Source organism: Hymenobacter sp. UYCo722, from assembly GCF_040547115.1.
Lineage (GTDB): Bacteria > Bacteroidota > Bacteroidia > Cytophagales > Hymenobacteraceae > Hymenobacter.
Map to the genome: position 1 here is coordinate 67,815 of NZ_JBEPPC010000009.1, position 21,782 is coordinate 89,596.

20 protein-coding genes are annotated in these 21,782 nt (G+C 62.7%); 12 read left to right on the plus strand and 8 right to left on the minus strand.

What is annotated here, in order from left to right:
- Positions 1–117: 117 nt before the first annotated feature.
- The gene (locus tag ABIB44_RS18335; protein WP_354586128.1) at positions 118–1,413 is read left to right on the plus strand and encodes a glycosyltransferase family 2 protein; all 1,296 of its coding nucleotides are present in this window, start codon (positions 118–120) and stop codon (positions 1,411–1,413) included.
- On the opposite strand, the gene ABIB44_RS18340 is transcribed toward ABIB44_RS18335, so the two are convergent.
- The 3 genes from ABIB44_RS18340 to ABIB44_RS18350 are packed head-to-tail and all read right to left on the minus strand — an operon-like array spanning position 1,410 to position 3,961.
- A complete protein-coding gene (locus ABIB44_RS18340; RefSeq protein WP_354586129.1) occupies positions 1,410–2,006 on the minus strand; it encodes a class I SAM-dependent DNA methyltransferase in 597 nt (198 codons plus the stop codon). The genes ABIB44_RS18335 and ABIB44_RS18340 overlap by 4 nt on opposite strands.
- Positions 2,003–2,758: a PIG-L deacetylase family protein gene (locus ABIB44_RS18345; protein WP_354586130.1), complete on the minus strand. Its 756-nt coding sequence runs from the start codon at positions 2,756–2,758 to the stop codon at positions 2,003–2,005. The genes ABIB44_RS18340 and ABIB44_RS18345 overlap by 4 nt, the downstream gene beginning before the upstream one ends.
- A gap of 39 nt (positions 2,759–2,797) precedes the next feature.
- Positions 2,798–3,961: an acyl-CoA dehydrogenase family protein gene (locus tag ABIB44_RS18350; RefSeq protein ID WP_354586131.1), complete on the minus strand. Its 1,164-nt coding sequence runs from the start codon at positions 3,959–3,961 to the stop codon at positions 2,798–2,800.
- Between the two features lie 255 nt (positions 3,962–4,216).
- Here ABIB44_RS18350 and purH point away from each other — a divergent pair, with 255 nt between their 5' ends.
- The 6 genes from purH to ABIB44_RS18380 all read left to right on the plus strand — a co-directional run bounded on the left by purH (position 4,217) and on the right by ABIB44_RS18380 (position 11,603).
- On the plus strand, positions 4,217–5,806 hold the full coding sequence (gene purH, locus ABIB44_RS18355) for a bifunctional phosphoribosylaminoimidazolecarboxamide formyltransferase/IMP cyclohydrolase (protein WP_354586132.1): 1,590 nt from the start codon (positions 4,217–4,219) through the stop codon (positions 5,804–5,806).
- 218 nt (positions 5,807–6,024) lie between these two features.
- Complete coding sequence (locus ABIB44_RS18360) at positions 6,025–7,050, plus strand: rod shape-determining protein (protein ID WP_310395926.1); 1,026 nt, start codon at positions 6,025–6,027, stop codon at positions 7,048–7,050.
- Between the two features lie 150 nt (positions 7,051–7,200).
- The gene (gene mreC, locus ABIB44_RS18365) at positions 7,201–8,178 is read left to right on the plus strand and encodes a rod shape-determining protein MreC (protein WP_354586133.1); all 978 of its coding nucleotides are present in this window, start codon (positions 7,201–7,203) and stop codon (positions 8,176–8,178) included.
- Complete coding sequence (locus tag ABIB44_RS18370; protein ID WP_354586134.1) at positions 8,175–8,702, plus strand: hypothetical protein; 528 nt, start codon at positions 8,175–8,177, stop codon at positions 8,700–8,702. Before mreC ends, ABIB44_RS18370 begins: the two co-directional genes overlap by 4 nt.
- 151 nt (positions 8,703–8,853) lie before the next feature.
- A complete protein-coding gene (gene mrdA / locus ABIB44_RS18375; RefSeq protein WP_354586135.1) occupies positions 8,854–10,713 on the plus strand; it encodes a penicillin-binding protein 2 in 1,860 nt (619 codons plus the stop codon).
- Between the two features lie 173 nt (positions 10,714–10,886).
- The gene (locus ABIB44_RS18380) at positions 10,887–11,603 is read left to right on the plus strand and encodes a 3-ketoacyl-ACP reductase (RefSeq protein WP_354586136.1); all 717 of its coding nucleotides are present in this window, start codon (positions 10,887–10,889) and stop codon (positions 11,601–11,603) included.
- A 66-nt stretch (positions 11,604–11,669) separates the two neighbouring features.
- Here the strand turns inward: ABIB44_RS18380 and ABIB44_RS18385 are convergent, their stop codons facing one another.
- From ABIB44_RS18385 to ABIB44_RS18400, 4 genes are all read right to left on the minus strand, one after another.
- A complete protein-coding gene (locus ABIB44_RS18385) occupies positions 11,670–12,323 on the minus strand; it encodes a M15 family metallopeptidase (protein WP_354586137.1) in 654 nt (217 codons plus the stop codon).
- Positions 12,324–12,515: 192 nt separating this feature from the next.
- Positions 12,516–13,916 carry an NADH-quinone oxidoreductase subunit N gene (locus tag ABIB44_RS18390; protein WP_354586138.1) on the minus strand — a complete coding sequence of 467 codons (1,401 nt, stop codon included), beginning with the start codon at positions 13,914–13,916 and terminating at the stop codon, positions 12,516–12,518.
- Between the two features lie 167 nt (positions 13,917–14,083).
- The gene (locus ABIB44_RS18395; protein ID WP_354586139.1) at positions 14,084–15,550 is read right to left on the minus strand and encodes a complex I subunit 4 family protein; all 1,467 of its coding nucleotides are present in this window, start codon (positions 15,548–15,550) and stop codon (positions 14,084–14,086) included.
- Positions 15,551–15,652: 102 nt separating this feature from the next.
- Complete coding sequence (locus ABIB44_RS18400) at positions 15,653–16,984, minus strand: serine hydrolase domain-containing protein (RefSeq protein WP_354586140.1); 1,332 nt, start codon at positions 16,982–16,984, stop codon at positions 15,653–15,655.
- A 124-nt stretch (positions 16,985–17,108) separates the two neighbouring features.
- Here ABIB44_RS18400 and ABIB44_RS18405 point away from each other — a divergent pair, with 124 nt between their 5' ends.
- Positions 17,109–17,516 (plus strand): VOC family protein, encoded by a 408-nt coding sequence (locus ABIB44_RS18405; RefSeq protein WP_354586141.1) that lies wholly within the window; start codon positions 17,109–17,111, stop codon positions 17,514–17,516.
- Between the two features lie 27 nt (positions 17,517–17,543).
- Positions 17,544–18,431: a glutamate--tRNA ligase family protein gene (locus ABIB44_RS18410; protein WP_354586142.1), complete on the plus strand. Its 888-nt coding sequence runs from the start codon at positions 17,544–17,546 to the stop codon at positions 18,429–18,431.
- 16 nt (positions 18,432–18,447) lie between these two features.
- Here ABIB44_RS18410 and nfi read toward each other — a convergent pair whose 3' ends face one another.
- On the minus strand, positions 18,448–19,137 hold the full coding sequence (gene nfi, locus ABIB44_RS18415) for a deoxyribonuclease V (protein ID WP_354586143.1): 690 nt from the start codon (positions 19,135–19,137) through the stop codon (positions 18,448–18,450).
- A gap of 129 nt (positions 19,138–19,266) precedes the next feature.
- Between nfi and ABIB44_RS18420 the strand changes: the two genes are divergently transcribed.
- The 3 genes from ABIB44_RS18420 (at position 19,267) to ABIB44_RS18430 (ending at position 21,760) form a co-directional block, all read left to right on the plus strand.
- Positions 19,267–19,845: a DUF1990 family protein gene (locus ABIB44_RS18420; protein ID WP_354586144.1), complete on the plus strand. Its 579-nt coding sequence runs from the start codon at positions 19,267–19,269 to the stop codon at positions 19,843–19,845.
- Entirely contained in the window at positions 19,838–20,566 is a 729-nt protein-coding gene (locus tag ABIB44_RS18425; RefSeq protein ID WP_354586145.1) for a DUF1990 domain-containing protein, read from the plus strand. Before ABIB44_RS18420 ends, ABIB44_RS18425 begins: the two co-directional genes overlap by 8 nt.
- Positions 20,567–20,707: 141 nt before the next feature.
- The gene (locus ABIB44_RS18430) at positions 20,708–21,760 is read left to right on the plus strand and encodes an NAD(P)-dependent alcohol dehydrogenase (protein ID WP_354586146.1); all 1,053 of its coding nucleotides are present in this window, start codon (positions 20,708–20,710) and stop codon (positions 21,758–21,760) included.
- The last annotated feature ends 22 nt before the right edge of the window (positions 21,761–21,782 follow it).

The window sequence follows — 21,782 nt, forward strand, 5'->3', positions numbered from 1 at the left end:
AGAGGCTTTTTTGGTTTTAGTGCTCACCATCGACAGCTCGGTCGGGATGGTGCCGCCGGCGTTTAATATCTTAATAAATAGCGCTATGCGGTGTCTGGGCGCGGACTTACCGGAGTTTTGGGAAATAAGCTCAGCTTTATCCTTTCGCGCGGCCCGGCGTACACCCGGGCCATGGACCACGCTACCCCCGCGCGATTTCTGGCGGCCCACGAAACCACGGCGCTTGCCCCGCTATTGCCGCGGGCTGCCCCCCGCGATGCCTGCGCCGTGCGCCTGCATCGCCAACTGCCACCACCGCGCGCCGGCTTGCGCATCAGTGTCATCATTCCGGCCAAAGATGAGGTTGCCAACCTACCGGCCACCCTGGCTGCGCTGGCGGCGCAAACCGACTTGGCCGGCCAGCCACTGCCCGTTGATAGCTACGAAGTTATCGTGCTGGCCAATAACTGCCTGGATGATACGGCGGGCCTGGTGCGCCGGCACGCCCGGCAGTTTCCGTGGCTGGTGCTGCACGTGGCCGAGCTGTGCCTACCCGGCGAGTACGCCCACGTAGGCCGCGCCCGCCGCCTTTTAATGGACGAAGCCTGCGCCCGCCTCGAATGGGTGGGGCAACCCACCGGCATTATCGCCAGCACCGACGCCGATACCCGCGTAGCACCCACGTGGCTGGCTGCCATTCAGGCTGAAATTACGGCCGGGGCCGATGCCGTAGGCGGCCGCATTCTGACCGAAGCCGAAGAGTTGGCCCAAGCGGGCCTATCCGCGTTGCAGCGCCTGCAAGCGCGCGATGCCGCCTACCGCCTGCTCTGCGCCCGGCTCGAAGACCTGCTCGACCCCGCCGCTGCCGACCCCTGGCCCCGGCACCACCAGCATTTTGGGGCCAGCCTGGCCCTCACGGCGCAGGCTTACCGCCGGGTGGGTGGCCTGCCCGAAGTTCGTTTTCTGGAAGATGAGGCATTGTGCCAGCAGCTGCGGCGCCACGACTTAACCCTGCGCCACAGCCCGCACGTGCGGGTGCTCACCTCGGCCCGGCGCGATGGGCGCGTGGAGGTAGGCTTGTCGTGGCAGCTGCGCGAGTGGCTGCGCCTGAGCCAGCAGCAGCGCGAGCCCCTCGTTGACAACCCCGTGCAGTTGGCCCGGCAGTGGCAGCTGCGCCGCCAGCTGCGGGCCTGCTGGGCCAACGCGCCCGGGGCCGAAACCGATGCGGTCCTGACGCGCCTGGGGTTGCCAGCCGCCGAAGTGCTCGCCCAAATGAGCGCATGCGCTACGTTTGGCCAACTTTGGGAATGGATGCTGGCGCACAGCCCCAGCTTACGCCTGAGTTCAGTGCCGTTGTGTGAAGCACTGCTGGTGCTGCCGCGCCTAATTCGCACCAATGCCGCTGCGTCGGGGCGGGCTGCTGGAGCGGCTTAGTGCTTCTCCAGCAAATCGAGCCGGTAAGTTTCGTGCCGCTGGCCGGTGAGGTGCCGCAGCGGGCCGCCGGAGCCGGTTTTAGCGAGGAAGAATTGGTGCACGTCGTCGCCCGTCAGGGGGTAGTCGTGCACCGGGGGCGTCCAGTGCACCAGCAGCAGCTGGCCGCCGGGGTTCAGGGCCACAATGAGCTGGTCGGCGGCGCGGGCCAGGTCGGCCGCCGACCAGTAGTAGCCCACTTCCGAGAGCATAATTAAATCGAACTGTTGAGCCGGAAACTCTTCGGGCACGCGCATCAGGCTTATTTCAACCTGTGGCAGCGCCGCGCAGCGGACCCGCGCCTGGGCCAGTGCGGCTTCGCTCACATCCACGGCCAGCAGGTGGCCGCAGCGCGGAGCCAGCTGCGCCGTAAGCACGCCCAGCGAGCAGCCGATTTCAAAGACCTCGGCGTAGTGCGGGCGGGGCAGGGCGGCCAGCGTGGCGGCGTACTTAGCGCGCTCGTAGGGGCTGGTTTCGAAGTTCCAGGGGTCGCGGTTGGCCTGGTACACGTGGTCGAAATACGCGGGCGGCAGGGTGTTGGACTGGTGCTGGCTCATGGCTGGTTTTTTGGCTGACTGGCTTCAAAATATACTTCGTAGGGCGCGGCAAAATGCGCCAGCATTTCCGGCGAAAGCAAGAAGCCACCGGGGTCGTCGGTAAAAACGCCGGGCGCTACCTGCGAGCGGTGCGCAGCAATGGCCCGCTGCTTCTGCGACATTACCGGGCCTATGTCAAGCCGGAACCCTAGCACGGCATCCGCCGCCGTGGGCAGGTCCTCCGGCGCGGCGCGCTCCCAGGCCCACACCACGTATTCGAGGCGGCGCGGCGGCTGTGGCAAGCCGGCCAGTGCCGCCTGCACCAGTGCGGCGGTAGCGCGGTGGTCGGGGTGCGGGTCGCGCCGCCAGGGTATCAGCACGGTGGCCGCCCGCTGCTGCCCCAGAAACGCGCGCAGTTGCTCAACGGCGGTTACAAAGCCTGGCTCGTCGGCGGTATCGGGTACGCGGCTGTCGGGCAGGTGCAAAAGCAGCGGTTCGGTAGCATCGGCTCCCAGGATAGTGAGCGCGTGGTGGAATTCGGCCTCGCGCACCGCCCGCCGGGCATTCGGGGAAAACGTCTCAGAATTAGGATGCGACATGCTGCCGTCGCTCACCAGCACGGCCGCCGTGGGCTGGCCGGCCCGATGCAGCAGCGCCAGCAGCCCGCCGCAGCCCAAGGCCTCGTCGTCGGGGTGCGGGGCAACAACGACCGTAGGGCCAAGGGCAGCGGCGAAATCGGCGGGCCGCAACGGGTATTCAGCAAAAGGAAGCAAGGCGGGGAAAGGAAAATCTTGATAACTAAAAATGGATAACTAAAACGTCTTGCCATCCAGCACAAACCGGCCTACATCGGCCAATGCGCCGTCGGGGGCGGGCTGGCGCAGGTAGTGCGTGAGGTCGCGATGCAGGCGCTCGAAGGGCTGCGGCCGGAGCAGGCCGCGCGCGCCCACGCACCGCTCGGCCAGCCGCAGCATATCGAGGCAAATGGCTTCGATGGCGGTGCGCATCATGTTGGCATAGGCCACGGTGGCCTCGGCCCCCTCGGGCGTGGCGGCCCCGGGCCGGGCGGCGTGCTCGGCGGCCCCGCGCACCCACTGGCGGCCGCTTTCCAGCAAAATGGCCATTTCGCCCAGGCGCTGGCGTTGGTAGGGGTCATCCGTCCGGCCCAGGCCGCGCAGAAAATCCCGGGTTTCGGCAAACACGGCCTCGGCCCCGCCCAGCTGCACGGCGGCGAAACGAATGGCCCCGCCGCTAAAAGCGGGCTGCTGATAATAGGCATTGGGCGGGCCGATGAGGTCGTTCGCGTCCAGCTCCAGCCCGGTCAAATCGGCGCGAAAGCTGGCGGTGGCCCGCATGCCCAGCGGCTGCCAGAAGGAGCGGTCGAGCGCCGGCGGCTGCGCCTCGGCTGGTAGCACAAACAGCTGCCAACCCCGCCCATCGGGCAGCGCCCCGGTGATGAGCGGCCGGCTCACCTGCCCGGCCCCCGAAGCGAATGTTTTGGCCCCCCGCAGGCGGTAGCGGCCATTGGGCAGGGCTTCCAGGTGCACGCCCTCAGCCGGGGCTTCCGTGTTCCAGACACCGAACAGGTGGCCGGCGCGGGCATCGGCGGCGTAGCGCGCTACCTGCGCCGCCGTTGCCAGCTGCTGGATGAGCAGCAGCGCGTTCAGGTGGCCCTCGTATACGCGGCCCACGGCCAGATTACCGCGCCCCACGTGCTGCAATACCCGCAGCAGCGGCAGCGTAGCCGTCGGCGCATCGAGCCCGGCTCCGCCAAGGGCCGCCGGCAGCGCCACCGTGAGCAGCCCGGCCACGGCCAAATCGGCAAACGACTGCGTGGGGAAGCTGCCTTCCACGTCAGTTTCGGCGGCTTGGGAAAATAGGCGCGGGGCCTGCTGCGCGGCGGCAGCTTCGGCCGCATCGGGCGTGGCCAGCGAGCAATGAACGGTAGGCAAAATGGGTGTAAAAGCAGCAGTCATGATGAGGAAAAGGACGTTTTCGGTAGCCCCAACCGTTGGCAGGTGGCGTAAGGAAGTGGCTCTGATTGGGAAGCAGAGCCGACAACTGGCTATACTTAAGAAAGCAGTGCCGTGTTCAGGTTTCTGCATTGCGGCAGGTGCGGAGAAGCGCAATATGCGGTAGTAACAATTCGGTAACTCCGCAATGGCCCCGCGCCGCCGGGCTCCGGCCCTACCTTTGTGCCGGCAATTATGCCTCCCCAAACCGCCCGTTTTATGTCGTCCCGTCCCATTCGCGCTGCGTTGCTTTCCGTGTACCACAAAGACCGCCTGGCCCCGCTGGTGCAGGTATTGCGCCAGCACGGCGTCACGCTATACTCCACGGGCGGCACGCAAAAGTTTCTGGAAGAAGAAGGTGCCGAGGTAACTGCCGTGGAAAACCTCACGGGCTTCCCCGAAGTATTTGGCGGGCGGGTGAAAACCCTGCACCCCAAGGTGTTCGGCGGCATTCTGTACCGCCGCCACGACGTGGGCGACCTCGCCGAAGCCGAGCAGCACGATATTCCGCCCATTGATTTGGTGGTAGTTGACCTCTATCCCTTCAAGGAAACCGTAGCCAGCGGGGCCGAGGAGCAGGACGTTATTGAGAAAATTGACATCGGCGGCATCTCGCTGTTGCGCGCCGCCGCCAAAAACTTCCGCGATGTGCTCGTGGTGAGCAGCCGCGACCAGTATGCCGCCGTCACCGAACTGCTAACCGCCAAAAACGGCGCGACCGACCTCGACGACCGCCGCCACTACGCCGCCGCCGCCTTCGCCACCACTTCGCACTACGATACCGAGATTTTCAAGTACATGCGCCAGGGTACCAGCCTGGCCAAGGCCAATGAAGTGTCGACGACCGAAAGTGCGGCCGTCCCTGGTTCCTCCTTTCTTCTTCCTCCTTCTTCGTTGGCCGCTGCGCCCATCGCCCTGCGTTACGGCGAGAACCCCCACCAAGCCGGCACGTTCTACGGCGACCTCGCGGCCTTGTTCGACCAACTCCACGGCAAGCAGCTCAGCTACAACAACCTGGTTGACGTGGACGCCGCCGTGGCCCTGATGGCCGAATTCACGGATGGCGCGCCGGCCTGCGCCATTCTTAAGCACACCAATGCCTGCGGTGTGGCCCAGGCCGCTACCCTGCGCGAAGCTTACCTGAACGCCCTGAGCTGCGACCCGACCTCCGCCTTCGGGGGTGTCATCATCGTGAACAAGGAAGTGGACGCGGCCACCGCCGCCGAGCTCAACCAGCTGTTTTTTGAGGTGCTGATTGCGCCCAGCTTCGCCGCCGAGGCCCTGCCGGTGCTGCAAAGCAAGAAAAACCGCATTTTGCTGCTGCAAAAGCCGGTGGAATTCCCGCAGAAGCAAATCAAAACCCTGCTCAATGGCATCATCGAGCAGGATGCCGACCGCCAGACGGAATCGGCCGACGATTTCCGCGTCGTGAGCCAGTCGGCCCCCACGGCTGAGGAGACGGAAGCCCTCGTATTTGCCGGTAAAATCTGCAAGCACACCAAAAGCAACACCATCGTGCTGGCCCGCGCCGGCCAGCTGCTGGCCTCCGGCGTCGGCCAGACCTCGCGCGTGGATGCCCTGCGCCAGGCAATTGAGAAGGCCCGCGCCTTTGGCTTCGACCTGCACGGTGCCGTGATGGCCTCCGACGCCTTTTTCCCCTTTCCCGACTGCGTGGAAATTGCCGGCGCGGCCGGCATCCGCGCCGTGGTGCAGCCCGGCGGCTCTATCAAAGACGCCGACAGCACCAAAGCCGCCGACGAGCTGGGCATGGCCATGGTGCTTACGGGCACGCGCCACTTCAAGCATTAGTCAAAAAGGGCATAATCTGTTCATTCAGAACGTCATGCTCATCTGGCGTCCGCGCAGCCGAAGCATGACGTTCTGGTTTATGACTGCTTCGCTCCAACCGTAATGACTGCCGCAACCCGCCCAAACCTTATGACGCAACCCCGCGCAAACCTTCCGTACCTTTGCGCATTGTTCCGCCCGGCTACCAATCCGGGCTCCGCCTTATTGCCGCTAACTCAATGGGTTTCTTTAATTTCCTGACCAGCGATATCGCCATCGACCTGGGTACGGCCAATACGCTCATCATTCACAACGATAAAATCGTGGTGGACGAGCCGAGCATCATCGCCAAAGACCGCACTACCAATAAAGTCATCGCCGTGGGCCGCCAGGCCCAGCAGATGCACGAGAAAACGCACGATAACATCCGCACCATCCGCCCGCTAAAGGATGGGGTAATTGCCGATTTCCACGCCGCCGAGGAAATGATTAAGGGCATGATTAAGATGATTGACACGCGCAATCGCCTGTTTCAGCCCTCCCACCGCATGGTTATCTGCATCCCCTCGGGCATCACCGAAGTGGAGAAACGTGCCGTGCGCGACTCCGCCGAGCACGCCGGGGCCAAGGAAGTGTGGATGATTCAGGAGCCCATGGCCGCCGCCATCGGCATTGGCATCGACGTGGAGCAGCCCGTGGGCTCGATGATTATTGACATTGGGGGCGGCACCACCGAAATCGCAGTTATCGCGCTGTCGGGCATCGTGTGCGACCAGTCGATTAAAACTGCCGGCGACGTGTTCAACCAGGATATTCTCGACTACATGCGCCGGCAGCACAACCTGCTTATTGGCGAGCGGAGCGCCGAGCGTATTAAAATTGAAGTGGGTGCGGCCCTCACCGAGCTCGACATGCCGCCGCCCGACCACGAAGTGCGCGGCCGCGACCTGATGACGGGCATTCCGAAAGTTATTAAAGTAACCTTCTCGGAAATTGCTATTGCCCTCGATAAATCGGTGGCTAAAATCGAGGAAGCCGTATTGAAAGCCCTCGAAATTTCGCCGCCCGAGCTGTCGGCCGATATTTATGAAAACGGCATTCACCTCACCGGCGGTGGGGCGTTGCTGCGCGGGCTGGATAAGCGCCTGGCGGCCAAAACCAAGCTGCCCATTCACATTGCCGAAGACCCACTGCGCGCCGTAGTGCGCGGTACGGGCAAGGCTATCAAGGATATCCAGGCCTTCAAAGGGGTGCTGCTGACGTAATTGCCGAACAAAATCCAGAACGTCATGCTGAGCTTGCCGAAGCATCTCTATTGTAGAAGTAATTAATTACTGCTGCCCGCGAGATGCTTCGACTACCCTCAGCATGACGTTCTTTTGCTGGCTGTTCTGTTATTAATTAATTGATGCCCCGTGCGGAATTTGTTTCTCTTTATTTTTCGCTTTCGCGGGGCGTTGGTATTTGGCTTGCTGGAAATTATCTGCCTGTTTCTATATATTACCAATAACTCGTACCAGCGGGCGGCTTTTTTCAATTCGGCTAACAGCTACGCCGGTACAGTGCTGGCCCGCCGCACTCAGGTGAGCGACTACTTCCACCTGGCCGAGCTGAACCAGCAGCTGACGGCCGAAAACGCCAGCCTGCGCCAGCAGCTCTACCCGGCCGACTCGGCCCGGCGCGAAGCCGACTCGGTGGCCCTGCCGCCCGCCCTGCTCGATTCGCTGAAGCGGGTACGCTACCAGCGCCCGGCTCGCCGGCCCGATACGTTGCTGCTCGGCCAGCAGGCCATCGCAGCCCGCGACCCGAGTTATCCACTTATTCCGGCTCGGGTTATCAACAATATGCTGCGAAATGTGGATAACTACTTAACCCTGAACGTGGGCAGCGCCGATGGCGTGGTATCGGGCCGGGGCGTGGTGGCCGCCAACGGCGTGGTGGGCCGTGTGAAAGTGGTAAGCGAACACTACGCGACCGTCACCAGTCTGCTGCACTCGGAAACGCGTATTGCCTCGAAAATTGAGCGTGATGGCACGATTGGGACCATCCGCTGGCTCGGCGACGACCCTACGCACGCCTTGCTCGACAATGTGCTGCGCGAAACTAAGCTGGTGCGGGGCGACACCATTGTTACTTCCAGCTACAACTCGGTGTTTCCGGAGGGCATTTTTATTGGTACCATCGACTCGTTTGTGAAGGAGCCCGACAAGAACTTCTGGACCATCCGGGTGAAACTGGGCATTAATTTCTCGAATCTCAGCTACGTGTACGTCGTCACCAACCGCCAAAAAGCTGAGCGCGATACGCTGGAAGCCCGCACGTTACGGCCGGTGTCGGCGGGCAAGCCCACGGCCGTTCCTACCGCCGCCCCGAAAGGAGGGAAGCGCCCATGAGTGGTTTGCGGGACATTATCGTGCAGCTGTTTCGCTTCGTGCTCTACGCGGCCGTGCACGTGCTGCTCATTAGCCGGCTGGTGCTCTTCGACCTGGGTTGGTGCTTTCTGTATCTGGGCTTTCTGTTGTTTCTGCCGTTGCGCACGCCCATTGTGGTGCAACTGGTGCTCAGCTTCGCGATGGGCCTGACGATGGATATTTTCTACGACACGGGCGGGCTGCACGCGGCGGCGGCGGTGCTGCTGGGCTTCCTGCGGCCGTGGGTGCTGCGCATCCTCACCCCGCGCGACGGCTACGATAGTGGCGACACTGTGAACGTGCACCAAATGGGCTGGCAGTGGTTCGGAGTATACCTGCTGCTGCTGGTAGTGCTGCATCACACGGCATTTTTCGTGCTGGAGCTGGGCAGCTTCCGTCATTTCGGCACTACGCTGGGAAAAATTCTGATGAGCGCACTCTTTACCAGTGTCGCGCTGTTAATTATTCAGCTGCTGTTTTACCCGGTGCGGCGGGGGCGTAATTAATGGTTAGTTGTTAATGGTGTTACTCGCATGGTCATGCAGAGCGTAGCGAAGCATTTTTACCGTGAGAGTAAATCAGTCGATTGAATTGCGCCGGGCGGTAAAGTTGCTTCGCTACGCTCTGCATGACGCTCCAAGTTAGTTATTTATAAAAATGCAATATCTCGAAGGCCGCAAATACGTTGTGCAGGGTATTTTCCTGTTGGTGGCCCTCATCTTTCTGACGCGGCTGTTTTTCATGCAGGTGCTCGATGGCACTTATAAGCTGGCAGCCGATAAAAATACGCTGCAGCGCATTGTGCAGATTCCGTACCGGGGGCTGATTTACGACCGCAAAAACCAATTGCTGGTGCAGAACACGCCCGTGTACGACCTCATGGTGGTGCCCCGCGACGTGAAGCAGCTCGACTCGGCCCGCTTTTGCGAGTTGCTCCAGATTCCGCAAGAGCAGCTGCGGGCCAGTTTGAAGGCGGCGAAGAAATACTCGCGCATCAAGCCCTCGCCGGTGGTGCAGAACCTGACCACGCCCGACCTGGCCGCTATTTCCGACCGGCTGGCCGACTTCGCGGGCTTCCGCATCCAGGCGCGCATGGCGCGGGCCTACCGCACACCTAATCTTGCGCACGCCCTGGGCTACGTGGGAGCCATCACGCCGGCCTTCCTCGAAAAGCCGCGCTATGCCAGCTACCAGGCCGGCGAAAACGTGGGCATTTCGGGGCTCGAGTCTTACTACGAGGACACGCTGATGGGCCGGCGCGGCGTGCAGTTCAAGATGGTGAATGTGCGGGGCATCGAGAAAGGCAAGTTTCGGGGCGGCGAGTTCGATACGCTCTCGGTAGCCGGGCAGGACTTGCACCTGAGCATCGACGCGGAATTGCAGGCCTACGGCGAGAAGCTGCTGGCCGGCCGGCGCGGCTCCATTGTAGCCATCGACCCAAAATCGGGTGAAATTCTGGCCTTCGTATCGGTACCGAACTACACCCCGCAGCTGCTTACGGGCAAGGGAGCCGGCAACCGCTACATGGCCCTGCTCAACAACCCCGACCGCCCACTCTTCGACCGCCCCCTAATGGCGACCTACCCGCCCGGCTCGGTTTTTAAGCTGGTGAACGAGCTGGTGGCCCTGCAGTTAGGCGTCGTCACGCCCGGCACGGGCTTCGAGTGCAACCAGAAGCTGGTGCGCTGCACCCACCGCCACGAGCCGCCGCGCAACGTGAGCATCGCCATTAAGCAGAGCTGCAACCCTTATTTCTATCAGGTGTTGCGGGCGGCGGTGGTGCGCGGCCAGGCCCCCAATAAGTACGACGATGCCCACATTGGTCTGGCGCAGTGGCAGAAGATGGTAAAATCTTTCGGCTTGGGCGAGAAGCTGGGCGTAGACATGAGCCAGGAAAAGCGCGGCCTGATTCCGTCGCCGGAGTTCTACGACCACAAGTTTTTCAACAAGAAGGAAAACCGGCAGCACCGCTGGAGCTTCCGCAACGTGTACTCGCTGGCCATCGGGCAGGGCGAAATCGGCATTACCGGCCTGCAAATGGCTAACGTGCTGGCCACTATCGCCAATCGGGGCTGGTACATTACGCCGCATTTCGTGCGCGGCATCGGCCAGGGCGGCCCGCTGCCCCAGTTCCGCCAGAAGCACTACACGGCTATCGATACCACGCTGTTCAAGTATATTATTCCCGGTATGCAAATGGTGGTGGATGGCAACGGCGGCACCGGCAATCTGGCTTCGCTGGCCCAATACGGCATTTCGGTGGCCGGCAAAACCGGTACCGTGCAAAACCCCCACGGCTTCGACCACGCTACTTTCGCCGCCTTTGCTCCGGCCAACGACCCTAAAATCGCCATTGCGGTGTTCATCGAGAACTCCGGTTTTGGGGGTACCAGCGCTGCCCCCGCCGCTGGCCTGATGATTGAGAAATACCTGCGTGGCCAAGTAGCGCCTTATCGCCACCGCATGGAGGACTGGATTATGCACGGCGACTTCACCAAGAAGCTGCACGGAATGTAGGCTTTTGTCTATCATCCTGAGCTTGCGAAGGACCTTATCACGCTTGCGCCGATTAGATTACTGCAAATCGTTCAGCCGTGATAAGGTCCTTCGCAAGCTCAGGATGATAGACAAAAGCCAACAATCTCCTTTCAGCCGGGTTATGGCACCTCCCCAACCAATCGCATAAACACATGGAATCCCTCCAAGGAAAAGTCGCCCTCGTCACAGGCGCGGGCAAAGGCATCGGCCGGGCTGTGGCCCTGGCCCTGGCCGCCGAAGGCGTACACGTTGGCTTGCTGGCCCGCACCGATAGTGACCTTCAAACGCTCGCTGATGAAATCAAAGGCGCTGGCGGCACGGTCGCGACCGTCGTGGCCGATGTAGCCGACCGCGCCGCCGTGAACACCGCCGTGGCCAAAATCCACGACGAGCTCGGCCCGATTGACATCCTCATCAACAACGCCGGTATTGGCAGCTTCGCCAAGTTTCTGGAGATGGAGCCCGAGCAGTGGGAGCACATCATCCAGGTGAATTTGATGGGGACGTACTACGTGACCCGCGCCGTACTGCCCGTGATGATTGCGCGCCAGACCGGCGATATTATCAATATTTCCTCGACTTCGGGCCTACGGGCCGCCGCCGGCAGCAGCGCCTACAGTGCCTCCAAATTTGCTATCATGGGCCTCACCGAGGCGCTGATGCAGGAGGTGCGCAAGCACAACATCCGCGTGTCGGCTCTTACGCCGAGCACCGTGGCCACACCGCTGGCTCTGAATAACGGCCTGACCGACGGCAACCCCGACAAGGTAATGCAGCCCGAAGACCTGGCCGAGTTCATGGTGTCGCAGCTCAAGCTAAACCGCCGCATATTCATCAAAGAGGCTGGCATGTGGTCGACCAATCCGTAGCGGATTGATTGATACTGGCAGTAGTGAAAGCGCCCCCGCAACCTGAGTTGCGGGGGCGCTTTCGCTTCACAGTCGCTCAAACGGCACGTCTTCAATCGGGTACGACTTCCAGTCCCGGAAATCGAAGTGCCACCACTCGGCAGGTAGCACCGTGAAGCCGTGGGCTTCCATCAGGCGGCGCAGCAGGTCGCGGGGCGTACGCTGAGCCGGAGTACCACCCGCGTAGGCGATGTAGGAGCGGGGGCTCATCTCATCGTAGCTGCCAGTCATTTCGATTTCGCGGCCGGTAGCGAGGTCGCAGAGCGTGAGGTCGACGGCGCAGCCGCGGTTGTGGCGCGAGCCCTTACGTGGGTCGGCCACGAACTCCTTTTTGTCGGCCGGCGTATGGTCCCACATCTGCTTGGTGATGCGCCAGGGCCGGTAGCCATCGAACACCAGCAGGCCGTAGCCGAGCGGCTGTAGCTCGGCCTGCACCCGGGCCAGCGCCTCGGCTGCCGGCCGCTGCAAAAACGCCCGCGCCTGCGGATACAGCACCCGGCCCATGAAATTATGCGTGGTCGCGTAGCGGATATCAAGTCGGATGCCGGGCACCATGCGCGTGAGCTCCACCAGTTCGCCGGGGCGGAAGGGGCCGGCCTCGTGCGGCGGCCGCGCCGCGCAGCTGCTGAAGATGCTGAGAAGCGCCGCCAGCCAGAAAAATTGGAATCCTCGAGGTAGCATAGGTTGAAGTAGGGGCGGGGCTCGCCCCCGCCCGTCGTTGAACGGAATCGTTGTGACGGTGCAAACACCTGGGCGGGGGCAAGCCCTACCGGGTACGACCCCGCCCCTACACCGACCGTAATAGAAAGCTAAATAAACATAAAAAGCAGCCCGGAAGGCTGCTTTTTATGTTTTCAAAATCGAAAGCCAATTCTACAAAATCCCGCTCAGAAAGCCTGGGGCGATACCCAGCAGAATCGTGAGCAGCGCCAGCACCACTAGCGTCGCGGTCTGGATGCCATCGACTGGCACCGACGTGGCACCCTCAGGAGCCGGCTGCAGATACATGGCGATGAGGGGCCGCAGGTAGTAATACAGGCCCACCATACTCATGATGACGGCGAACACGACGAGGCCGATGTAGCCCTGGCCCACGGCGGCGGCCAGCAGAAAAAACTTGCCGAAGAAGCCGCCCGTGAGCGGGATGCCAGCCAGCGAAAGCATCGCCACCGTCATCACGAAGGCCAGCAGCGGATTGGTCTTGCCCAAGCCATTGAGGCCGGCGTAGGAGTCGTCCTGGCGGTGGTCGGTTACCAGTTTCAATACGCCGAAGGCGGCTACGGTAGCGATGGCGTAGGCCAGCGAGTAGAAGAAGATGGCGCTGGCGGCCTCACCCACCAGCACGCCCTTGCTGGCCACGAGGCCAATGAGCAGGTAGCCGGCGTGGCTCACGCTGGAATAGGCCAGCATGCGCTTGGTGTTGGATTGGGCCGCCGCGCCCACGTTGCCGAGCAGCAGCGTGAGGGCACACATGGCCTGAATAGTGGGCATCCAGAAGCCCTGGGCGGCGGGCAGGGCCACGGCCAGCAGCTTAAGGAAGGCGGCAAAGCCGGCCGTTTTCACCACCGTACTCATGAAGGCGGTGAAGAAGGTGGGCGTACCCTCGTACACGTCGGGCGTCCAGAAATGGAACGGCGCGGCTGATACCTTGAAGCCAATGCCGATAATCATCATCAGAATGCCGATGTAGAGCATGGGCTGCAGGCTGGCATTGGCCGGGTTGGCCACGGCCGCGCCCAGCTGCGAGAGCGAGAACGTGCCGGTCGCACCATACAGCAGCGCAATGCCGAAAAGCAGGATGCCGGTAGCAAACGCACCCATCAGGAAGTATTTGAGAGCGGCTTCGTTGCTGCGCGAGTCGCGCTTGTTGCTGCCGGCCAGCACGTACATGCTGATGCTTAGGATTTCAATGCCCACGAAAAGCATTAGCAGGTGGTCGTAGCCAATCATCATGATGGCCCCGACCAGCGAGAAGAGCAGCAGCGCGTAGTATTCGGCCAGGTTGGGCTCGCCCGAGGTGACGTAGCTGCGCGAGAAGGGCAGCAGCAGAATGGTCGTAATCAGCACGATGCCGGTGAAGGCGACCGTGTAGTTATCCACCACCAGCATGTGGTTGAAGTAGGGGGCGTGCACGACGTTCCAGTCGGCGTAGTTGGCCCCGAACACGGCCAGCAGCAGCAGCATGGCACCGGGCAGCAGCACCTTGTTCGAGCGCAGAAAGCCCAGAAACAGGTTGAGGATGCCGAAGACGGAGAGGAGAATGATGGAGGTCATGTAATAACTGCAAAAAAGACGCTGGGCTATAAGCAGTGCCCCAACAGAACGTCATGCTGAGCGCAGCCGAAGCATCTCTACTGCGCAAGTAATTAATTAGTATTGAGGTAGAGATGCTTCGGCTGCGCTCAGCATGACGTTCCTTTTATCATTGAAACAAAGGCATTTTACCGCCCGACCAGCGCCAGAATATTCATCACGGCCGGCTCCGAGATGTGCAGGAAGGTGTTGGGAAACAGGCCCAGCCAGAAAACCAGAACGATGAGCGGTACGAAAATCAACAGCTCGCCGCCGGTGAGGTCGGTGATGGTTTCGGAGTGAGCCGAGTCGGGGCCGAGCATCACGCGCTGGAACATGCGCAACAGGTACACCGCCGAGAAAATGATGGTGAGGCCCGCGACCGCACCCACCCAGGCGTTGTACTGATACACGCCGGCCAGCAGCAGGAACTCGCCCACGAAGCCGCCCGTGAGGGGCAGGGCCACCGTGCTCAGCAGCAGCAGCAGGAAGCAGACGGTGAGCAGCGGCGTGCGGCGGGTGAGGCCGCCAAGGTCGGGGATGAAGCGGGTGCCGGTGCGGCGCTCGATGGCATCGGCCACCAGGAACATGCCCACCACGTTCACGCCGTGAGCCAGCATCTGGATGACGGCACCCTGCAGGCCGATTTGGGTGAGCGAGAACACGCCGGCCGCCATTAGCCCCACGTGGCTAAGGGACGAGTAGGCGATGAGGCGCTTCACGTCGCGCTGCCGGATGGCGATGATGGCCCCGTAGATAATGCCGATAACGGAGAGAATAATCACCGGCTTCTGCCACTGGCTCACGCCGAGCGGCACCACCGGCAGCAGCCAGCGCAGGGTGCCGTAGATGCCCATTTTCAGCATGATGCCCGAGAGCAGCATGGTGGCGGGGGCGGGCGATTCGGTGTAGGTATCGGGCTGCCAGGTGTGAAAGGGGAAGATGGGCATCTTCACGGCGAAGGCCGCGAAAATCAGCCAGAACAGCCACGACTGCTCGGCGGCGCTCAGCTTCAGATTATAGAAAGCAGTGAGCTCGGACGAGTGCTGGGCCAGCGAGCCGGCCGCCGGGCCGGTTTGCAGGTAGAGGTACACGAAGCCGGCCAGCATCAGCAGCGAGCCGACCACGGTGTAGAGGAAGAATTTGAGGGTGACGGCCACGCGCCGCTCGCCGCCCCAGGCTCCGGCCAGAAAGTAAATCGGAATCAGGGCCACTTCCCAGAAAAAGTAGAACAGGAAGGCATCGAGCGAGGTGAACACGCCGAGCAGGCCCGTTTGCATGAACAGCACGAGGGCGTAGAAGGTCGACGGGTTGTCGTAGTCGTGCTTGAAGGCGCTGAGCAGAATCAACGGCACCAGGAAGGTGGTGAGCAGCACCATCAGCAGACTCAGGCCATCGAGCCCGAGGTGGAAGTTGATGCCGGCCGAGGGAATCCAGCGGTAATCGAGGTTGTAGGCAGTGGAGCCGTGGCGGGTGAAGTCGAAGGCGACGAAGGCCGCGAGGGCGAATTCAACGAGCGAGGCCCCGAAAGCGAGGGCGCGGGCGGCGGCTCCCTTGACGAATAGCAGCAGCAAAGCGGCGGCCAAAGGGAGAAAAAGCAGTACAGCAGTCAGCATCAGCAGGCGGATTGGGCGCGTTGCGGCACGGGGGAACCCGGGCGCAAATTGACCGCAAACTTACGCACGGACCCGCAAGGCACCACCGTTTTTGCGCAACTTCTACTCGCGGGCTACTTTTCGGCTCATCAGCACGCGCCCGTTGGCATCGAGCCACTGCGCCGTGTAAAGCCCCGATACCAGCCCCGCGACCGAAACTGAAGTTTCCGGCCCGGCGGTGGGTTGGCGTAGTACTTCGCGGCCCAGGGCATCGAGCAGGCGTACGCTGGCGGCGGGGCGACCGGGCTGGCGCAGGATGAGCAGTTCGGCCGTCGGGTTGGGAAAGGCCAGGAAGCCGGCCGCTTCGGCCGCGGCGGCCGTGGCGGTGGGGCGGCAGAAAATGGCCATGATTTTCGCCCATAGCTCGTTATCGAATGAGGACGCGGCCAGGCGGCTGGCTCCCGCCGACTGGCCCTGGCGCACCACCACGAGCCCCAGGCTGGGCACCACGTAAATCTTCTGGTCGTTTTTGCCGAGGGCGGCGATGAGGTCGGCGGGGGCGGCGGGAATGAGTGGGCCGGGCAGCTTTGCCTGTGACCCGGGCAGCTGGTAGCTGGCCTGCCCGTTCAGCCACCAGAGGTAGCCGTAGCTGCGGTTCTGGGCCTGGCTGGGGGTGGTCATGCGGCGAAAATAGGCCGTGTCCAGAATCTGGGTCCCGTTCCAGCTACCGCGCGCCAGGACGAACAGGCCGAACCGCGCCATGCTGCGGGCTTTGCTGTAGAATACGTCGTTGGCCCACAGCCCCGTCATGCCGATGCGATTACCCAGGCGCTGGTTGGTGTAGGTGGTGATATTGGCCGCGCCGCTGGCTTGCACCAGCACGTTTTGCAGGGTGCGATAGGCCCCGGTGTGGTAGGCCCAGCGGGTGGTGGGCGGGGCAAGGTAGAGTAGGCAGGCGGGCGTGGTGCTCTCGTTGGTGCAGGGCGCGGGCGGCGAGTCGTCGAGTCCGGTGCTCATCGTGAGCTGGTGCAGCAGCTGAATCTGGCGCTGCTGCGGGCGGGTGGCGCTGGTCCAGCGGCCGAGGTATTTCGAGGTGCTGTCGGTCAGGGTCAGCAGGCCGTCCTGCCGGGCCAGGCCCACGAGCATGGCCGTGAGCGACTTGCCTGCCGAGGCCCAGTACCAGGCCGAGTCGGCGGTGTAGGTGCCGTAATACTGCTCCACTACCATCCGGCCATCCTTCAAAATGAGCAGCGACTTGCTGCCCTTGCGTCCGGCAAATGCCAGGAGGGAGTCGAGCGGCGGCTGGCACCAGCCCAGGCTGGCGGGCGGGGTGCTGGCCCAGGTGCTGCCCGTAAGGGGCGGGAAGTACAGGTTGGCCGTTTGGGCGGCGGCCCGGCCCGGGGGGAGCAGCAGCGCCAGCAGCAGCAGGCTCGTCAGCAGTAGCGGTTGTTTCATGGCAATAAGTAATAGCGTGGCAATATGCAGCTTGACTGGGATAAATGGCCGGAGTTTAGTTGAGCCGCGCTGGAAAATTCTGTTGCGCGAACTTTGCCGCTTGCACTCCCGCACCTATACCGTTATGCGCGCCCTTTCCACAATAATTCCCGTCCTACGCGTGGCCCGGCCTACCGACAACTTGTCGGCGCTGCTCCGCTTTTACTGCGAGGGTCTGGGCCTGCAGCTGCTTACATCCTTCACCGCGCACAACGGCTTCGATGGCGTGATGCTAGGCCATCCGCACGCGCCCTACCACCTGGAGTTCACGCACCAGCCCGGGCACTGCGTGGGCCGCGCTCCCACAACCGACAACCTCCTCGTGTTCTACCTGCCCGAGGCGGCCGAATGGCAGGCGGCCGTGGACCGAATGATGGCGGCTGGCTTTGCCGCAGTACCTGCCTGCAACCCGTATTGGGACCAGCAGGGCCGCACTTTCGAAGACTCCGACGGCTACCGCGTGGTACTGCAGCAGGCAGCGTGGATGCTGTAGCTAACTGATAAACCCATGTCGCCGACAATGCCCCTTCCGCCGCCCGTCGTTTCGCGCCTCGCGCCCACGCCCAGCGGCTACCTGCACCTTGGCAATGCCGTGAACTTCGTGCTCACTTGGCTGCTCACGCGGCAGGCGGGCGGCACGCTGCACCTGCGCATCGACGACCTGGACCGCGCCCGCCTGCGCCCGGCATACCTGGATAACATTTTTCAAGTCATCGACTGGCTGGGGATTGACCATGACCACGGCCCCAGCGGCCCCGACGATTTTCTGCGCCACCATTCCCAACTACTGCATCTGCCCGAGTACAACCGCGTGTTGCGGCGCCTGGCCTTGGTGCCGGGTCTGGTGCAGGCCAGCCAGCGCACCCGCACCGGTGGTCCCATTGCGCCCGTGCCCCTCGAAACGCCCGGTGCGGCGTGGCGGGCGCAGGTGCCGGCCGGCACCGAAATTCGGTTTGCCGATGCCTGGCAGGGCCCAACCCGCGTGCCGCTGGGCGCGCTCATGCCCGACTTTGTCGTCCGCAAAAAAGATGGCGTGGCCGCCTATCAGGTGGCTTCTATCGTGGACGATTTACGCCTCGGTACCACCCTGATTGTGCGCGGGCTCGACCTGCTGCCCAGTACCGCCGCGCAGCTGTGTCTGGCCGGGCTATTGTCAGAAACAGCCGCTTTTAGCGCGGTGCGGGTCACCTTCGGCCATCATCCGCTGCTCACAAACGCGGCGGGGCAGAAGCTCTCCAAGTCGCAGCAGCTGCCATTGGATGCGGGAGTGCTGGCGCAGGAACAGGGAAAGCAAGTGGTGTTTCAGACGGTGGCGGAGCTGCTGCGGCTACCCCCTGCCGCGGCCGAAACGCTAGCCACGCTGCAAGCGGCGGTCAAGTCGGTGGAACCCCCTTTTTCCGCTTTTTAATTTCGGTGCGAAATGGCTACCGCACCTCCTGTTTGAATTCCTCCGCCCAATAATCAGCCAACCGGGTTGGCTCGGGCAGCTTGTATCCCTTCAAACAGGCCAGCGTGAGGCGGGTGGCCGTGGCCTGGTCGCAGCGGTGGCCGGGGCTCACGAACAGCGGCAGCACCTTGTCTTTGCTGCGGATGACTTCGCCGATGAGCTCGCCGGACTTGGTGTCGAGCAGCGGCTCGCTGCTGCCGCGTTCGATTCCCGGCTCTGTGAAAATGCCCGTCAGCTTCTGCTTGGCTACGCCGAAAGTGGGCATGTCGAGCAGCACGCCCAGGTGGGCGGCAATGCCCATGCGGCGCGGGTGCGCGATGCCGTGGCCGTCGACCATGATGACATCGGGTTTATGTTCCAGCTTGGCAAAGGCGTGGATAACATTGGGGGCTTCGCGGAAGGAGAGGAAGCCGGGCACGTAGGGCATGTCCACGGGGCCGTAGTTGTACACTTTCTCCACCAGCTCCAGCGACGGAAACTTGAGCACTACGAACACCGACAGAATCGTGTCGGGGGTGGGGAACGAGGAATCGCAGCCGGCAATCAGGCGGGGCTCGTGCGCCAGTGGCTCGTGGCGCACGCGCTGGCGCATTTCCTGCTGCTGCTGGGTGAGGCTGCGCACGAGGGCCGGGTCGGGCGGTGGGCCGGGTGGGCGGTAGTAGGCCATTCGTTGAGTTAAAAGTCAGGAGTTATAAAGATGAAAACGAAGGCCACATCAGGGCATCTTCGAAGGCTGAAGGGCGTATACGCAACAAGGGGTTTTAACTCTCAACTTTTCACTTTTAACTCCTTCGCCGTGGCTGATAAGCATTCCGAACAACCCGCTGCCACCGGCTCCGGCCCGCTGCTGGAGCGCCGCTACTTTATCGACGTGGCCCGGGCGCGCCTCTCGCCGGCCCAGCTTATGGCCGAGGTGCAGGCCGACGTGCCCCACTTCTCGCCCGAGGCGCTGGCCGATTTTAAAAAGAAGGACGGCGACGACGGCCCGGTTAAGGTGGGCGACGAGTTCAGCATCACCATTCTGGGCCCCTGGGATGGCTGCGTGCGCGTCACCGACGTGGGCACCACGTTCTTCGAGTTCATCACCCTCGAAGGCCACCCTGAGGCCGGCCGCATCCGCTTTGAGGCTCATTACCTCGACGAGTCGCCCGGGGTGCTGCGTTTTGAAATCCGCTCTTCGGCCCGCTCGCGCGACGGGTTGGTTGCCTTTGCCTACGATACGCTCGGCGGCGGCAAGCTGCTGCAGGAAGCTACCTGGACGGAGTTTTGCCGGCGCGTGGCCCAAGCCAGCGGCGGCCAGGCGCTGGACAACGTAGTCGTCGAAACCTTCCGGCACGACGAGGCCGGCCACGTTCAGCATACCCGCCATGAGTAACCAGCCTACCGCCGGGCCCATCCCGGCCCGGCCGGGTACCGCCAAACCACCCGCCTGGGAGCAGTACCGCGCCCAGCTCGGTGCCTACGCCAACGCCGAGGTCAACTATGATTTCGCGCGCCAGAGCGAGTACACCGGTGCCACCGGCTGGCGGCTAGACGACTACGCTACCGACCTGCCCACCGAGGCTCCCGGCCCACCCGAGGCTGCTGGCTCCTTCGCTGCTGCCCAGAACGTGCTGCGCCGCTACGCCTTTCCACCGCCCGACCTCATCACTGGCTACTTCGACCCCGCCGTGCCGCTCGAAAAGCGCGTGATGGTGCTGCGGGCGCATTTTCTGGTGTTCAATTTCTATTTCGGCGTGCGGGTGAGCGTAGTGACCGACGAAGCCGCCCGTGCCGCGCCCAGTGGGCCGGAGCGGGTTTGGGGCTACGGCTACCGCACCCTCGAAGGCCACTTCGAACGGGGACAGATTGACTTCACCATCCATAAAAACCTGACGACCGGGGCAGTGCAGTTTCGCATCCACGCCGTGTCGCAGGCCGGCCAGATTCGCAACCCGTTCTACTGGCTGGGCTTCAAGCTGTTTGGGCGAATTCTTCAGCGCAAGTTTGCCCGCGAGTCGTTGCGGCGCATGCGCGAGTTGGTGGCTGCCAGCCTGGCCGGCCAGCCACTGCCGTCGCAACCTTTGGCGGTGCCGTCCAGTTCTAGCAGTACTTAATGAACGTCATGCCGAGCGCAGCCGAGGCATCTCGCGTGGGGTAGTAATCCAATCGACTGGATTTACCATTGCACGCCAGATGCCTCGGCTGCGCTCGGCATGACGTTCTGATTATTCCATTCACCCCCAACCATTCATAAGATGCTTCCAACGAAAGCTTATGCCGCCCCGGCCGCCAGCGTGCCCCTCGCTCCCTTCGATTTTGAGCGCCGCGAAGTCGGTCCGCACGACGTACTGATTGATATTGCCTTTTGCGGCGTGTGCCACTCCGACCTGCACCAGGTGCGCGACGAGTGGGGCGCGGGCATTTTTCCAATGGTGCCGGGCCACGAAATCGTGGGCCGTATCAGCAAAGTGGGCGACCACGTGAAGAACTTCAAAGTGGGCGACCTGGCCGGCGTGGGCTGCATGGTCGACTCGTGCCGCACCTGCCCCAGCTGCCAGGAAGGCCTGGAGCAGTACTGCGAAACCACCGGCATGGTGGGCACCTACGGCGGTACCGAAAAGGAAACCGGCCGCCCCACCTACGGCGGCTACTCCAACCAGATTGTGGTTGATGAGAAGTACACGCTCAAGGTGTCCGAAAAGCTCGACCTGGCCCGCGTGGCTCCGCTGCTCTGCGCCGGCATCACCACCTACTCGCCCCTGCGGCAGTGGAAAGTGGGCCCCGGCCACAAAGTAGGCGTGATGGGCCTCGGCGGCCTCGGCCACATGGCCGTGAAACTGGCCGCCGCCATGGGGGCCGAAGTAACCGTGCTCAGTACCTCGCCCGGCAAAGAAGCCGACGCCAAAGCCCTGGGTGCCCACAAGTTTGTGGTAACCAAGGACGAAGCTCAGATGAAATCGGTGCGCAACTACTTCGACTTCATTATCAACACCGTATCGGCTCAGCTCGACCTGGCCACCTACGTGAACCTGCTGGGCCGCGACGGTACCATGATTCTGCTGGGCGTACCCACCGAAGCGCCGCACATCCACGCCTTCAACCTCATCAGCAAGCGCCGCCGCATTGCCGGCTCGCTCATCGGCGGCATCGCCGAGACGCAGGAGATGCTCGACTTCTGCGCCGAACACAACATCATGTCCGATATCGAGCTGATTGACATCAAGGACATCAACGAATCCTACGAACGCATGCTGAAAGGCGACGTGAAGTACCGCTTCGTGATTGATTTGGCGACGCTGAACAACTAGGTGCAGCCGGCACAAGCCGATG

What these genes read in the sequence shown, in the direction of transcription:
- ABIB44_RS18340 (WP_354586129.1), bottom strand. Translation starts at nt 2,006, where the DNA reads ATGAGCCAGCACCAGTCCAACACCCTGCCGCCCGCGTATTTCGACCAC.
- ABIB44_RS18350 (WP_354586131.1), bottom strand. Translation starts at nt 3,961, where the DNA reads ATGACTGCTGCTTTTACACCCATTTTGCCTACCGTTCATTGCTCGCTG.
- purH (WP_354586132.1), top strand. Translation starts at nt 4,217, where the DNA reads ATGTCGTCCCGTCCCATTCGCGCTGCGTTGCTTTCCGTGTACCACAAA.
- ABIB44_RS18360 (WP_310395926.1), top strand. Translation starts at nt 6,025, where the DNA reads ATGGGTTTCTTTAATTTCCTGACCAGCGATATCGCCATCGACCTGGGT.
- ABIB44_RS18370 (WP_354586134.1), top strand. Translation starts at nt 8,175, where the DNA reads ATGAGTGGTTTGCGGGACATTATCGTGCAGCTGTTTCGCTTCGTGCTC.
- mrdA (WP_354586135.1), top strand. Translation starts at nt 8,854, where the DNA reads ATGCAATATCTCGAAGGCCGCAAATACGTTGTGCAGGGTATTTTCCTG.
- ABIB44_RS18380 (WP_354586136.1), top strand. Translation starts at nt 10,887, where the DNA reads ATGGAATCCCTCCAAGGAAAAGTCGCCCTCGTCACAGGCGCGGGCAAA.
- ABIB44_RS18385 (WP_354586137.1), bottom strand. Translation starts at nt 12,323, where the DNA reads ATGCTACCTCGAGGATTCCAATTTTTCTGGCTGGCGGCGCTTCTCAGC.
- ABIB44_RS18390 (WP_354586138.1), bottom strand. Translation starts at nt 13,916, where the DNA reads ATGACCTCCATCATTCTCCTCTCCGTCTTCGGCATCCTCAACCTGTTT.
- ABIB44_RS18395 (WP_354586139.1), bottom strand. Translation starts at nt 15,550, where the DNA reads ATGCTGACTGCTGTACTGCTTTTTCTCCCTTTGGCCGCCGCTTTGCTG.
- ABIB44_RS18400 (WP_354586140.1), bottom strand. Translation starts at nt 16,984, where the DNA reads ATGAAACAACCGCTACTGCTGACGAGCCTGCTGCTGCTGGCGCTGCTG.
- ABIB44_RS18405 (WP_354586141.1), top strand. Translation starts at nt 17,109, where the DNA reads ATGCGCGCCCTTTCCACAATAATTCCCGTCCTACGCGTGGCCCGGCCT.
- ABIB44_RS18410 (WP_354586142.1), top strand. Translation starts at nt 17,544, where the DNA reads ATGCCCCTTCCGCCGCCCGTCGTTTCGCGCCTCGCGCCCACGCCCAGC.
- nfi (WP_354586143.1), bottom strand. Translation starts at nt 19,137, where the DNA reads ATGGCCTACTACCGCCCACCCGGCCCACCGCCCGACCCGGCCCTCGTG.
- ABIB44_RS18425 (WP_354586145.1), top strand. Translation starts at nt 19,838, where the DNA reads ATGAGTAACCAGCCTACCGCCGGGCCCATCCCGGCCCGGCCGGGTACC.
- ABIB44_RS18430 (WP_354586146.1), top strand. Translation starts at nt 20,708, where the DNA reads ATGCTTCCAACGAAAGCTTATGCCGCCCCGGCCGCCAGCGTGCCCCTC.